This is a genomic window from Mesorhizobium sanjuanii (assembly GCF_002529485.1).
Lineage (GTDB): Bacteria > Pseudomonadota > Alphaproteobacteria > Rhizobiales > Rhizobiaceae > Mesorhizobium > Mesorhizobium sanjuanii.
Genome location: NZ_NWQG01000040.1, coordinates 14,558 through 28,439 on the forward strand (window position 1 = coordinate 14,558; position 13,882 = coordinate 28,439).

The window sequence follows — 13,882 nt, forward strand, 5'->3', positions numbered from 1 at the left end:
AAGGCATCCAGGCCAATGACGTTCATTCAAGATTCAATGAACGGACGTGGCGCGTAAAATGGTAAATAAGCCAACTTGGAAAATGAGATGTTAACGATGTTTCTGTAAGCAGGGCACGCGTAACGAATAATAGGGTTGCATCATGCCTGCCGCCTCCGGCCCATCCTCCCCGTCCGCGGCGGATTCCGATATCAGCGCACTCGAACGGATCGCCAATGCGCGGCGCAGGGCAATGCTGCAACAAGGTGCCCAAGCCACACAACGCGTCGCCACGCCGGTCGTGCCTTCGCATGCATCCGAGCCAGTCGCGACGGTGACGCTGGACAAGATCGGCGATTTCCTCGAACTCGATTTTCGACGCCTGTTTGTCTGGCTGCGGGCCGGGCTCGCCGCGGCATGCATGCTGGCCGTGGTCGGCGGCGTCGTCGGTGCCGCCTATGGACTGCTGAGCAAACAGCGTTATACCGTGGCGACGGAAATCCTCATCAATCCTGCCAATTTGCAGGTTGTGGAAAACGATCTCTATTCGCAACCGGGCCAGGTCGATAGCCAGATACTCAACGCGCGCAGCAAGCAGCGGATCTTGACCTCGGGCAATGTGCTTGCGCGGGTAGTGGACGAGCTCAATCTGACCAGCGATCCAGAGTTTTTCGACCCGGACCGGAGCGCCACCGCGTCCGGAAGTGGAGCCAGCGGCGGCAAGTCCGATCCAAAGCTCATCGCCCAGGAGAGCCTGGCGGAGCGGGTCAGCGTCACTGCAGATGAAACGTCGTTCGTCACTACCCTCGAGGTATCGGCGGAAACCGCCAGCAAGGCGATCCTGATCTCGCAAGCCATAGTCAAGACCTTTCAGGAAGAGCTGGCCGAAGCGGAATCTGCTGGCGCCGGCCGTGCCGCGGCTGCTCTTGACAGCCGGCTTGGCGAGCTCAAACGCGGTGTGCAAACGGCAGAGGAAAAGGTCGAGGCCTACAGGCGCAGCCATAACCTGTCTACCAGCAACGGTCAGCTTGTCAGTTCGCAAACGATGACCCAGCTCAACAGCGAAATTGTGGACGCGCAATCGCGCGTCATCGCTGCGCAATCAAGTTACGACGCCCTGATTGCCTCCGGTGTCAATGGGGCCAATCCTGACCCTACGGTTTCGGAAGCGCTCGCGGCGCTGCGCGAAAAGGCAAACGGCCTGCGACAGCAAATCGATTCACAATCCATGACCTTTGGTCCGCGCCACCCGACGATTGTCAGGCTCAAGACGGAATTCGAAACTGTCAGTTCTCAACTCAGGGCGGAGTTCTCCCGCACCGTCGGCACGGCAAAAGCCAACCTGGACAAGGCCAAGGCTTCATTGGCTTCTCTCAGCGCTAGGATGAACGACCTGAGGGGCAACGTTTTCAGCGACAGCGAGTCCGAAGTGGCCTTGCGTGAGCTTGAACGCGACGCCGCTTCGAAGAGAGCGGTCTATGAGAGCTTCTTGTCACGTGCGCGCCAAATCGCCGAGCGCGAGCAGATCGACACCACGAATGTACAGGTGATTTCGACCGCAGTACCGCCACAACGGCGCTCATGGCCGCCGCGCACTCCCCTGGTAGCAGGCGCGGGAGCTTTCGCCGGCTTTGCCCTGGGCATGCTGCTTGCCATTGCCATGGGCATCATGCGCGACATGCGGCAGCCGCCGAACCGATCGAGCGTTGGCGCCAGCCGAGCCTGAACCCAGGCATGGGAAAGCGCGTTATTTTTCATGTTGCCAGTCTCAGGGGCGGCGGCGCCGAGCGCGTCTTCGTCCTCATGGCAAATGAGTTGGCGTCGCGTGGGCACGATGTCACGCTTTTTACCTGGAACGCGGAAGGGCCCAACGCCGCGCTACGCTCCCCTGGCGTGCATCTGGTCGATTTCAGCCTTCCTATCCGGGGTGAGGGTTACGGCAAGTGGGCAACACTGAAAGGCCTCTTGCGAAGCGCGCGTTTGTTCAAATCGCTCGATCCCGATGCAGTCTATAGCGCCCCCGAATTTGCCAATCTGGTCATGGCGCTGGCGCTTTCACTGGCGCGGAGCCGGGCAAGGTTCTTTCCAAGCTTCCACGCGGCCGCCTCGCTGCCTTCTGGCAGCCTCGGTGCAAGAATGGCGGTCTGGCTTTCCGCGCTGGTTGCAGCGCGCGCAACCAAAGCCATCACCGTCTCAGTGGGTGTCGGCCGCGATATCGTGGCGCGCGGCTTCCCCAGATCCAAGGTAGTCGTCATCCACAATCCCCTGCCCCCGGCCGCGACGCCACAGGCATATGCCTGGCAGGAAGAATTGGCGGCGATGGGCGACGGCCCGGTCATCGCCACAGCCGGGCGCCTCGTGCCGGTCAAGGATCATCTGACCTTGCTGCGGGCCTTCGCTCTCCTGCGCGCCAGCCGCCCTGCCCGGCTTGTCATCTTCGGCGAAGGTCCGCTGGCCGCCGAGTTGCGCGCCTATGCCGAAGGATCAGGTATCCGTGCCGACGTACTCTTCGCCGGCTATGTGAACGATCCTGCGGCCTGCTATGCCGCAGCCGATCTGTTCGTCCTTTCGTCGACGAGCGAAGGCTTTGGCAATGTGCTGGTCGAGGCGATGGCTGCCGGTGTTCCCGTAGTCTCCACGGATGCGCCTCATGGCCCGCGCGAGATCCTTGCCGACGGCCGTTTCGGCGCGTTGGTGCCGGTCGGCGATGTCGCTGCCCTGGCAAAGGCAATGGCCGAGATGCTGGACCATCCGACTTCCGTCGACATCCTGAAGAGCAGAGCGACGGATTTCGACGTTGAAAGGATCGGCGATCAATACGAGGCGTTGCTCCAGCCAGGGCGCATGGCAGCAGACTTGCCGCATGATGCTTCTAAGATTTAGGCGCGATATCTTCGGCCCCGTGCCTATCGGCCCAATGGTTGCTTGGAAAGTGAAGCAAGCTCGGCTTCGTCAACGACCCCCGCCATGTAGTTGGCGATAATTCGGGACGCCAGCGCCTCGTTTTGACCGACAGAGTATCCTTCAAGCTTCAATTGCTCGAATATCCGACCGAGCAGAGCCAGCTCTGATGGATCAAAAATACCCGCCTCCTTAGCCCTTCGACGGATCGCCATGAAACCTCCGTTCAACGGACCGATGCTTCTCGAAAATCATTAGCTTGTCCGAGTAGCCGATCGGCACCTTGGCTGCGCATTTTTCACATTTGAAACTGGCAACTACTTTGAACCAGGACCCTTTCCTGACGATCGAGTGCGAGCACTCCGGGCACTCATATTCGAAATCAACATCAAGCAGATCATTGGAAAGGGTCATTGCCACTCCTCAAGGTTTCTTTTTGGTGCCCTGCCGGCTGCCAGCGCGATCTGGAAGGCGATGGAGCCCTCCACGGGTGAGTGAGGGCAACGCTAACGCGAGCGTTGGCATTGCCTGCTTATGGCGCGGCCTCGCCAAGGCCCCTCATGAGGGTTTACTGAATTAGGCGGGAAACTATTCCAAGGAAGTGGCGGCTTTTCCAGCGGACGTACAGCGGCAAGGGTGATCCGAGCCGACAAAACTCAATTCGCTACAAGAACTTTAATTTCGGTTTACCCGAAGTTGGTAACAGCAAGTACCCCGGTTTTCATCCGGCAAGCAAAGGGCCTGTCTTGCTGCAGCATCAAAATTCACCGGTCAGCCGCAGCAACGATTGCAACTGGTTGAGATTGCACCCCTTTTCCTGCGAACGCCTGACGTCCGTCGCGATGGCCGATGAGAACCCCTGGGTTGCGATGGCCCGTGGGCTGGACCTCGGCGCCGGGAGTTGGGCTTGAGCACCATCCGCGCTCTGGAAGCTGGCGACCTTCAGGCTGTCGCGGGCATGTTTCAACGCGTGCTGCGCAAGGACCGGACCGAAGCATCGGCCTCCCTTGTCGAGTACATGAGACGATTCTATCTGGACGCGCCCGGTGGCGGCAGTGACCTCCGATCGCTTGTCCACGTCAACGACGCCGGTCGCGTTTCCGGATTTGTCGGCGTTCATACGTTGCCGATGACGTTCAGCGGCCGGCAACTGCGCGCCGCGGCCTGCAGCTCGCTGATGGTCGAGGATCATGAGCGCGACCCCATGGCTGGTGCCCGCCTGCTGAAGGCTTTCCTGGATGGTCCGCAGGACATCTCCTTCAGCGAGACGGCCAATGATATTTCCGCGAGATTGTGGACCCGGTTGCGCGGCGTGGTTCTGCCGCAATACAGCCTCGACTGGGTGCGCGTCATGCGTCCGTCGACCTTCATGGTCAGCCTTCTCGCCAATCGCACCGGGTTTGCCCGGATGCTCAATCCGATCGCACGTGCCGTGGACCGGTTCTACTGCAGGGGAATGCAGCACAACGAGCGGCGCTGGTCCGGCGTGGCCGCGGACGGCGCAGGCCATGGCGCATTTCGAACGGCAGACATCGACAGCGGCGCATTTGCCAAACTCATCGAGCCGTTTACCGCTCACTTTGCGCTGCGCCCGGATTGGACGGAATGCCAACTCGATCATATCTTGACCGACGCAGCGCAAAAGCCGGATCTGGGCGAGCTTGTCTATGTTTCCGTGGCATCGCCGACCGGCGCCGATGTCGGCGCTTTCGCCTATTACGCACGACCGGATAGGATCGGTCGTGTGCTACAGATCCTCGCCCTCCCCGGCCAGGTGGGCTCGGTGATCGATTGCCTGATCGATCATGCCGCAGCGCGCCATGTCTGCGGCCTGCGCGGCCGCACTCAACCCGCGCTTCTGGAAGCAATGCTTGGACGCCGCATAGCTTTCGTTCCGGTGGCCTCAACCGTCGTGCACTCGCGTGATCCCGCGCTGATGGATGCTATGAAGAACGCGCAAGTCTTCCTGAATGGGCTTGCGGGCGAGCAGTGGAGCCAGCTGATCGGCGGCCGCTTCACCTGAAGCGCTTTAGTGGCCCGGCTCGAAGCAGGTCAGGTTCCGACTTCCTTAACGTCATCAACGAGTTGCGGGCGCAGGTGCAGATAGCGCGTGGCCTTTCGCTTGGCTGCGATGTCGGCCCAGACGCGTTCCACTTGCCAGGCGTCTAGCCCCGCCGCCTGCCCGACCACTTCGGCCGCCATGCCTTTGTTCAGGCCGCAAAGACAAATATCCATGCGGTCATAGGGAAGCGAGAAGTAGAACTCCTCCTGTGTCTGCGCCAGCGAGTAGGTATCGGTGGTCGGCGGCCGGTTCAGGATTTCCTCTGGGACACCGAGATAGGCCGCCAGCGCATAGACCTGCGTTTTATAGAGATGTGCGATCGGCTTGACGTCGGCCGCGCCGTCGCCGTTCTTGACGAAGAACCCCTGATCGTATTCCAGCCGGTTCGGCGTTCCAAGAACGGCGAAGTTCAGGCGATCCGCATGATAGTATTCGATCTGCTTGCGGGTGCGCTGCTTCATATTGGTGGCGGCGACGACGCCGAGATAGACCGGCAGCGGCATTCTTACTTTCGTCTGCTTGCCCTTGGGATCCTGCACCACCAGCGACGAAATATTGTAGCCCTCGCTCTCGAGCGCGTTCGCGATCACGATCTTCGAAGCCCAGCCCTCGCCGTATTCCGGGACCAATTCGCGGATGAAGGCGTCTCGGCGCTCATAGCAGCCCATCGCGCGCAGGGCTGGCCCGATATCCTCCACGATGGCCTCGACACCGAAAGTGTCGGCGACAAGACGGCCGAGCCGCAGGCTTTCCGGATCGGAATCGTTTTCCGGCATGAACAGGCACAAGACATTCTGCGGGCCTGCGGCGCGCGCCGCCAACGCCACCGAAACGCTTGAATCGATCCCGCCGGAAAGACCGAGCACGAGGCCCCGCTTGCGAATCCCGCGCAACTGCTGGCGCAAGGCGGTCACGATCCTGTCCGTCTCAGCGGCGGGGTCGATCGCCAGCGCCTGCGCCAGAATTGCCTGCGCGTCCTCGCTTGGACGGACATTCATTGTGCGGCCTCCATCATTTCCGCCGCAAGCCGGCGGCTGACCTTGCCCGTATCCGTCTTTGGCAATTCCGAGCGGAATTCGATGACCTTGGGAACCATGAAATCCTCAAGATGACGTGCGCAGTGGCGCATGACATCCTTTTCGCTGAGCGTCGGGTCCGAGCGGATGACGAGCGCGCCGATCGCATGCCCAAGCACCGGATCGGGCACGCCGACGACAACGGCCTCCGCGATGCCCGGATGGGCGTGAAGCACGGCTTCTACTTCCTTCGGGGCCACTTTCTCTCCCCGCGTCTTTATGATGTCGTCCTTGCGTCCGACGAAATAGAGAAAGCCGTCCTCGTCGGTGCTGAACAGATCGCCGGTGTATAGAACCTTCTCCCAAGGGTTTGGGCCTGGCCGCAGGGTCCGTTCAGTCGCGGCTTCGTTTCGCCAGTAACCTTGCATGACATGCGGCCCGCGAATGACCAACTCACCGGCGACGCCCGGCGGTACGAGTTGCCCGTGGTCGTCGACGACGAAGGCTTCGGTGTTCGGAATGGCTATTCCGACCGATCCCGGCCGGCGATCGAGCTCCTCGGGTGGCAGATAGGTGCAGCGCTTGCATTCCGTCAGCCCGTACATCGAATAGAGCCTGACACCGGGGAAAAGGAAGCGCAGGCGTTCTATGTGAGCCTGCGGCAAGGCCGCCGCCGTGTTGGAAATATAGCGAAGGCTGGGCAGGAAGCCCGGCGTCAGGTCGCGCATCTGCAGGATCATCGCGGCCATCGTGGGCACCAGCGGAAGACCGGTGACGCCCTCCTCGCGGATACGTTCGAAGATCGCTTGAGGAAAGGCGAAGGACTTTTCGAGCACGAGCGTGGCGCCCAGTCTGACAGCCATCAGCAACTGATAGAGACCATAGTCGAAAGCAAGCGGAAGAACATTCAAAATGACGTCATCCGGCGAGTTGCACAGATAGGTGGTGATGGAGTCGGCGGCCGCATCGCAATTGCGGTGGGTCATCATCACGCCCTTGGGCCGGCCCGTTGAGCCAGAGGTGTAGATCAGCATCGCAAGATCGATGTCGATGCCGCGGTGGTCTGTCTCCCTGGCTTCGAACGTCAGGCAGTCCGCCAGGGAGGTCGCCCCTGCCGGGCATTGGTTGTCGGCGCCAATGGTGGAAGCCACGAAGATGCCGGTCTTGCCACTCGAGCCGCAAGCCTCGGCGGCGACGGGCATCAGTTTTGCTTGCGTGAGGATCGCGGCTGCGTCGCAATCGCCGATGATGTAGGCAAGCTTGTCGGCCTTGGTGGATGAGTTGATCGGACTGAACGTCGCCCCTGCCTTGAGGACCGCCAAAATCGAAACCGCGGCCTCCCAGCAATTGTCCATGAAGATCAGGACCCGGTCGTTGCGCCTGACGCCGTTCGCGAAAAGGGCGGCTGCCAGGCGGCTGGAGAGATCGTCCAGTTCTTCGTAGCGCAGCCTTTTGTCCTTGGTGATCAATGCCGTTTTGGCGGGATGGGCAGCGGCCTTGGCAGCCAGGAAATGTTCGATCCGCATAATCCCTCCTCGCCGACCGCACTTACGCCGCCAGCGCCTTTGCTCTTGCACTGATGAAGGATGAGAGACGTTCAATCGAATCCAGATTGGCCGGCACGACGTCGGAATCGACCATCGCTATGCCGAAATCGTCCTCGATGAATGCGACGAGTTCCAGCACGGCGGTCGAGTCGATGATGTCGTTCTCGATCAGCGAGGCTGTGTCCGCAAGCGGGTACGACTTGTCGCCGAACAGGAAGTTGTCGACGATGAAAGTTCTGACCTTGTCCTTGACTGTATCCATTTTTCTTTCCGTCCCTTCTCAAGCTGCTCGTGCTGCACCGACCTCTTGGCCGGTGAAGTTCTTCTGCCACAGCTGGGTCGACAAAATGCCTACGAAGGCCGCGTTGTCGCGGAACCCGGACGCAGGCTGCGTGCGGCATTTCTCATGAAGTTTTGCCACCGCCTTGGCGTTGAACAGTCCGGCGGCGGCGATGCTCGCTTCGCTCAAGGCGTCGCGGACGTAATCCAGTTCTCCAGTTCCCACGAAGGAGCTGGCGTCCGGAGCCCGGTAAGGCTGTTTGGTGCGCTCCCCGATCGCCTTCGGAAGCAGGTGCCCGGTTGCCTTGCGCAATATGTGCTTTTCCACCAACCCCTTGAGCTTCATTTCAGGCGGAAGCCTTGCTGCGAACTCCACCAAACGATAGTCGAGGAATGGAAACCGTCCCTCGATGCCGTGCGCCATGGCCATGCGATCGCCCTGGCTGGAAAGGATGTAGCCTGGCAGAAGGAAGCGGGTCTCGAGATATTGCGCCTGATGCAGCGGGTGCCAGCGCGAAAATACCTCGGGCAACCGGTCGGCCAGCTCCTCGACCGCGTTGTAACCGTTCAACGTCGCACGCAGGTCGCCTGAAAAGAATATCTTCGCCGCCGCCGTGGTCTTGAAGCGTGGCCGATGCGAGAACAGCGGGTCGTCGAGAGAGGTGTTGTCGACGCCAAAGAATGCGGACAGATACTCGACGGATTGCTGTTGCAGGCCCGGCAGATAGGGATAGAGCTTGCGGAACAGCTTTGGCCTCATGCGCGATGCCGGCTGACGCGCGCAGAACCGGCGCACACGCGCCTCCTTGAATATGTCATACCCTGCGAAGACCTCGTCGGCGCCCTCGCCGGTCAGCACGACCTTCAGGCCGGCCTGGCGAACCAGGCCGGACAATTGATAGAGCGGCGCCGGCGCCGTGCGGATGATCGGCTTCTCGGCAAAATGGATGACTTCGGGAAAGACATGGGCGATATCGCCAGCATGGCTGAGGATGGTTCGGTGATCGGCGCCAATTGCTGACGCCATCTCGGTCTGGAAGGCGCTTTCGTCATGCTCGGCGCTGTCGAAGGCTACGGAAAATGTCTGCAATTTCCGAGGCGTCATGCCGGCGGCGAGCGCCGAAACAACTGAGGAATCGAGCCCGCCCGAAAGATAGGAGCCGACCGGCACGTCGGCCCGCATGCGAAGCCTCACCGCATCGGCCAAAAGCGCCTGCAGTTGCTCAGCCGCCTGGTCCTCGTTCGTGATCTCCGACTGCTGCTCCCGATGCGGATAGTCCAGCTGCCAATAGGGTTTGATCGTGACCCGCCCCTGCTCCGCTATCATGACGCTCGCCGGCTCCAGCTCGCTGATATTGCGGAAAGCCGTGCGCGGGGCGATCGGCGCCCACAGCGTAAAGATCTGGTCGAGTGCAATCGGGTCGATCTCGGCCGAGATGCCGGGCACTTCGAGCAGGGCCTTGATCTCCGAGGCGAAGTAAAGCACCCCGTCCTTGCTGGTGTAGAACAGCGGCCGGACACCCATCCGGTCTCGCGCGAGCATCATGCGCCGGCGCCTGTTGTCCCACAGCGCGAAGGCGAAATCACCGTTCAGCAGGGACAGGCAGTCTTCGCCCATCTCGTCATAAAGCTGCAGGATGACTTCCGTGTCGCTCGACGTACGGAAGCGCCGGCCCTTGGCCAACAGCCCTTCGCGCAGCTCCAGATAGTTGAAAACCTCACCATTGAACGCAATCGTCAATTCGCCTGACACGTCCGACATCGGCTGTTGGCCGTCACCAATCCCGATCACGGACAGCCGCGCATGCCCGAGCCCGGCGTCAGGCGCCACGAATTTCCCGTTCTCATCCGGCCCACGATGGGCGATCGCCGCTATCATGCGCGAGAGCAAAGCTTCCGCATCCCGGATAGAACCGAAATAGCCCCCGAATCCGCACATTCCCAAGACTCATGTGAACCGCAACCATCGATATATAGCCGCGAAAATAGGCATCCGCGGTTAATCGGATATTTTCCCCGCGCGTGCGGTTAACGGGAAGTTAAGGCATCAATCGCGCCTGTCGGATCGCTGCCCGGCTTTTACCAACATTGCGCTCATCACGACTTGCAAATCACCTGCAGCATAATTGAAGAAATTTCAAAAACCGGCGACGCGAAGAACAGATTTCCAAAGAGACCTCCCATTCAGCGCCTATTTCGTCGCCGCACCTCAAAATTAGAACGAAAATCTATTGAGATTACGGGGCTTCGCTTGCTAGCGTTGAAGCGCTTCAATCAGGTCGATCATCGTGCAGCGCAAGCGCCCCACCATTGCAGATGTCGCACATGCCGCCGGCGTTTCCATCGGCACGGTGTCGAACTTCATCAACGATACGGCTGTCGTCAAGGACAGCACGCGCGAGCGCATCCAGAAAGCGATTTCCGACCTGATGTATCGGCCAAGCGCCTTTGCGCGCTCACTGCCGGGTCAGGCTCCGCGCCGATCCAGGGATGTCGAGGGCTTGCCGCGACTGCTCGTCGTCGGCCGTGTCAGCGTCGATTTCCTGTGCCGTGTCGATGTTCTGCCGCACCGCGACGACCGCATCACCGCGCGCCATATCGAGAAGGCTTTGGGCGGCCCTGCCGCCAATCTTGCCGTCGCCGCCGCGGCCGTCGGAGCGCCCTTCGCCCTCGATGTCGAACTGGCGACGGCCGTCGGCGACGATCCCGAAAGCGACTGGGCTCTGGCCGAGCTTTCGAAGCTCGGCGTCCACGCCTTGCCGATCAGGCGCACATTCAACAATCGCCTCTCGCAGGCGATTGTCATCATCGAACTCAACGGCAGCCGCACGATCATCAGCGAACCGTTCGAGCTCAGCGAAGTCGATCTGACCGCCAACATGGATGTCCAGACGCAGGCTCGTCCCGCCTGCCTTCACATCGAGGGTTTCCACTATGAAAGCATGATCGGCTCCATCGATCGCTTTCATCAGGCAGGTTGGAAAGTGAGCCTGCATTCGGCCGGCCTGCCCCGGAGTTCGAGAAACCCCGACGCCTTCGTGGAAATGGTCAAGCGGATCGACCTTACCTTCATCAACGATGTCATGCTGCGCGAGATCTTCGATCTCCGCACACCGCTTGCGACAATGATCCAGCAGACCCGCGACACCCTCGCCCGCATCAAGCAGCGCGGCACCGTCGTGGTGACGCTTGGCGAGTTCGGCGCGGTCGTCTTTCCCAAGAGCGGCGGACCGCAGATCGAGGTTCCGGCGCTTCCCGTCGACAGGGTCGACGCCACGGGTGCGGGCGACAGTTTCGCCGGCATCTTTCTCAGCCTGTGGCTGCACGGCGCATCCCTGGAAGAGGCCGCTCGTTACGCCGCGATCGGCGCCAGCCTGACGACGACGGCCGAAGGCGCGCAGGGACACATCGCGGATTTCGAGGAACTGAAGGCGGCACTGACGCCGGACAATATTGCGGCTGCCGGATGATGCCGCCAATCATAAGGAGATCATGCAGTGAGCAAGACAAGGGTGCTTCTGGTCGGTGAGAGCTGGGTCAGCGCGGCGACGCACTACAAGGGCTTCGATCAGTTCGGCAGCGTGACGTTTCATCTTGGCGCCGAGCCCCTGGTCAAGGCGCTGAAGGACAGTGAATTCGAGCTGGACTACATGCCGGCTCATGAAGCGGTGGAAAAGCTGCCATTTAGCATCGAAGGCCTGTCCCGCTACGACGCCATCATCCTCTCCGACATCGGCGCCAACTCGCTGCTGCTGCATCCCGATGTCTGGCTGCACGGCAAGACGGTGCCGAACCGGTTGAAGCTGCTGCGGGACTGGACCAAGGCCGGCGGCGGCCTGGTCATGGTCGGAGGCTATTTCAGTTTCCAGGGCATCGACGGCAAGGCCCGCTGGCATCGCACGGCTGTTGAAGAGGCTTTGCCCGTGACATGCCTGCCAAACGACGATCGCCTCGAAATACCGGAAGGGTTCCGCCCCTCGATAACCGGTCCGAAGGATCACCCGATCCTTGCCGGCATCGAGGGAGAATGGCCGCTGCTTCTTGGCGCCAACGAGGTCATCGCCAGGGATCGCGACGATGTCGAGGTGCTGGCATCGCTGCCGGAAGATGAAGGCGGGGCCCCCCTGCTTGTGACCGGACGCTACGGCAAGGGGCGCACGGTGGCCTGGACCTCCGACATCGGTCCGCACTGGCTGCCCAACAGCTTCGTCGAATGGCCCGGCTATGCGCGCCTTTGGAAGAACGTGCTGAGCTGGGTGAGTAAGGCCGCCTAGCAATTAACCCCAGGGGATTGTCGCCATGACCGCTCCTTTTCTCGTTGCCAGAGGGATCGCCAAGCGCTTCGGCGCGCTGACGGCGCTGTCCGGCGTCGATCTGGAAATCCGCTCCGGAGAAGTGCTGGCACTGCTCGGCGACAATGGCGCGGGCAAGTCGACCTTCATCAAGATTCTGGCGGGCGCGCATCCGGCAAGCGATGGCGAACTGGTCATCGAGGGCGTGCCGGTGGCATTCTCCTCGCCGAAGGATGCGGCAGCTGCGGGCATCGCAACGATCTTCCAGGAACTGGCGCTTTCCGAAAACCTGTCGATCTCGGAGAATGTCTTTCTTGGCCGCGAACTCAAGCGTTCGGTGCTCGGCGTTCCGTTTCTGCGCCGCGCTGACATGCGGCAGCGTGTCGACGGCCTGCTTCGGGAACTCGACGCGCATATTTCCGATCCGGAAGCGCCCGTCGGCAGCTTGTCGGGCGGCCAGCGCCAGGCCGTCGCCATTTGCCGCGCGCTCAACCTGAACGCCAAGCTGGTGATCATGGACGAGCCGACCGCGGCACTTGCCGTGGCCGAAACGCGCAAGGTGCTGGCCCTGACGCGGCGCCTGGCCGAGCGCGGCTGCGCCGTGGTGCTGATCAGCCACAACATCTCCGAGGTCTTCGAGGTCGCCGACCGCATCGTCGTGTTCCGGCGCGGCCGCAAGGTGGCCGAGCGGCTGCGTGCCGAGACCAATCCCGAAGAAATCGTTTCCTTCATAACAGGCGCTCATCCCGACGTGCGGGCGCTCGAAAAAGCCAACTAGAAATGCACGTCAAATTCCAGAGAGGTTCAAACCAAATGCTCAAGCACATCAGGAAAGCTCTTGCGATCTCGGCACTTTTTCTTGCCGTTTCGACCGCCGCCTTTGCCCAGGACAAGCCAAAAGTTGCCTTCGTGCCGCAATTGATCGGCATCCCCTATTTCAACGCCATGGAAGCCGGCGGCAACCGCGCGGCGAAGGAACTCGGCGTCGATTTCATCTACAGCGGCCCTGTCGATACCAATCCTGTCGACCAGTTGCAGATCGTGCAGAATCTCATCGACCAGGGCGTCAACGCGATCTCGGTCAGCGTTCTCGACGCCTCCAGCATCGCCCCCGTCGTCGAGGCCGCCAAGGCCAAGGGCATCAAGCTGTTCACCAGCGACAGCGACGCCCCCGACAGCGGCCGTGCGGTCTACGTCGCCCAGGCGACGGACGAAGGCCTCGGCAGCACCATCATCGACGAGCTGGTGAAGCGCGTCGGCGAGGACGCCAAGATCGGCATCGTTTCGGGCGAAGCGACGGCGTCCAACCTGAATGCCTGGATCGGCTTCATGCAGAAGCAGGCAGCGGCGAAATACCCGAAACTCAAGCTCCTGGAGCCGCAATATGCCGGTGGCACGGCGGAGCGCGCCGCGCAGATCTCCGGCGATCTGATGGCCGCCAATCCCGACATCAAGGCCATCATCGCGGTTGCGTCCACGACCTGCCCAGGCGTCGCGCAGGCCATCGAAACGGCGGGCAAGATCGGAAGCGTGATCGGTGCGGGCTATTGCAGCCCGAACACGGCGCGCTCCTACCTCAAGAGCGGCGCGTTCGGATTCACCGTTCTGTGGGACCCGGCGCAGCTTGGCTACCTCACGGTCTGGGCCGGTAAGCAGCTGATCGACGGCAAGGCATTTGAAGCGGAAAACAAGGTTCCGGGCTTCGACAATCCCGTCACTTACGATGCCGCCACAGGCATTCTCCTGCTCGGACCGCCGGCGGTGTTTACGGCCGAGAATGTCGACAAGTTTGATTTCTGAGCCGAT

General features: G+C 61.2%; 12 protein-coding genes. 7 read left to right on the plus strand and 5 right to left on the minus strand.

Annotation, left to right across the window (positions count from 1 at the left end; translation table 11 throughout):
- Positions 1 to 142 precede the first annotated feature (142 nt).
- Both CN311_RS07225 and CN311_RS07230 read left to right on the plus strand, forming a co-directional pair.
- Positions 143 to 1,705 carry a GumC family protein gene (locus CN311_RS07225; protein ID WP_097572644.1) on the plus strand — a complete coding sequence of 521 codons (1,563 nt, stop codon included), beginning with the start codon at positions 143 to 145 and terminating at the stop codon, positions 1,703 to 1,705.
- Between the two features lie 8 nt (positions 1,706 to 1,713).
- Positions 1,714 to 2,862: a glycosyltransferase gene (locus CN311_RS07230; protein WP_097572645.1), complete on the plus strand. Its 1,149-nt coding sequence runs from the start codon at positions 1,714 to 1,716 to the stop codon at positions 2,860 to 2,862.
- 23 nt (positions 2,863 to 2,885) lie between these two features.
- Here the strand turns inward: CN311_RS07230 and CN311_RS07235 are convergent, their stop codons facing one another.
- Positions 2,886 to 3,095: a hypothetical protein gene (locus tag CN311_RS07235; RefSeq protein WP_097572646.1), complete on the minus strand. Its 210-nt coding sequence runs from the start codon at positions 3,093 to 3,095 to the stop codon at positions 2,886 to 2,888.
- A 692-nt stretch (positions 3,096 to 3,787) separates the two neighbouring features.
- Between CN311_RS07235 and CN311_RS07245 the strand changes: the two genes are divergently transcribed.
- Complete coding sequence (locus CN311_RS07245; protein ID WP_097572648.1) at positions 3,788 to 4,903, plus strand: hypothetical protein; 1,116 nt, start codon at positions 3,788 to 3,790, stop codon at positions 4,901 to 4,903.
- Between the two features lie 29 nt (positions 4,904 to 4,932).
- Here CN311_RS07245 and nadE read toward each other — a convergent pair whose 3' ends face one another.
- The 4 genes from nadE to asnB are packed head-to-tail and all read right to left on the minus strand — an operon-like array spanning position 4,933 to position 9,723.
- Entirely contained in the window at positions 4,933 to 5,940 is a 1,008-nt protein-coding gene (gene nadE / locus CN311_RS07250; RefSeq protein WP_097572649.1) for an NAD(+) synthase, read from the minus strand.
- On the minus strand, positions 5,937 to 7,484 hold the full coding sequence (locus CN311_RS07255; RefSeq protein WP_097572650.1) for a class I adenylate-forming enzyme family protein: 1,548 nt from the start codon (positions 7,482 to 7,484) through the stop codon (positions 5,937 to 5,939). Before CN311_RS07255 ends, nadE begins: the two co-directional genes overlap by 4 nt.
- Before the next feature lie 22 nt (positions 7,485 to 7,506).
- Positions 7,507 to 7,767 (minus strand): acyl carrier protein, encoded by a 261-nt coding sequence (locus CN311_RS07260; RefSeq protein WP_097572651.1) that lies wholly within the window; start codon positions 7,765 to 7,767, stop codon positions 7,507 to 7,509.
- Between the two features lie 18 nt (positions 7,768 to 7,785).
- Positions 7,786 to 9,723: an asparagine synthase (glutamine-hydrolyzing) gene (gene asnB / locus CN311_RS07265; RefSeq protein WP_097572652.1), complete on the minus strand. Its 1,938-nt coding sequence runs from the start codon at positions 9,721 to 9,723 to the stop codon at positions 7,786 to 7,788.
- A gap of 349 nt (positions 9,724 to 10,072) precedes the next feature.
- Here asnB and CN311_RS07270 point away from each other — a divergent pair, with 349 nt between their 5' ends.
- The 4 genes from CN311_RS07270 to CN311_RS07285 are packed head-to-tail and all read left to right on the plus strand — an operon-like array spanning position 10,073 to position 13,876.
- Entirely contained in the window at positions 10,073 to 11,254 is a 1,182-nt protein-coding gene (locus tag CN311_RS07270) for a carbohydrate kinase family protein (RefSeq protein ID WP_165779620.1), read from the plus strand.
- 27 nt (positions 11,255 to 11,281) lie between these two features.
- Positions 11,282 to 12,058, plus strand: coding sequence for a glutamine amidotransferase (locus tag CN311_RS07275; protein ID WP_097572654.1), 777 nt, complete (start codon positions 11,282 to 11,284; stop codon positions 12,056 to 12,058).
- Between the two features lie 25 nt (positions 12,059 to 12,083).
- Positions 12,084 to 12,854 (plus strand): ATP-binding cassette domain-containing protein, encoded by a 771-nt coding sequence (locus tag CN311_RS07280; RefSeq protein ID WP_097572655.1) that lies wholly within the window; start codon positions 12,084 to 12,086, stop codon positions 12,852 to 12,854.
- A gap of 35 nt (positions 12,855 to 12,889) precedes the next feature.
- Positions 12,890 to 13,876 (plus strand): autoinducer 2 ABC transporter substrate-binding protein, encoded by a 987-nt coding sequence (locus CN311_RS07285; protein WP_097572656.1) that lies wholly within the window; start codon positions 12,890 to 12,892, stop codon positions 13,874 to 13,876.
- Positions 13,877 to 13,882 lie beyond the last annotated feature (6 nt).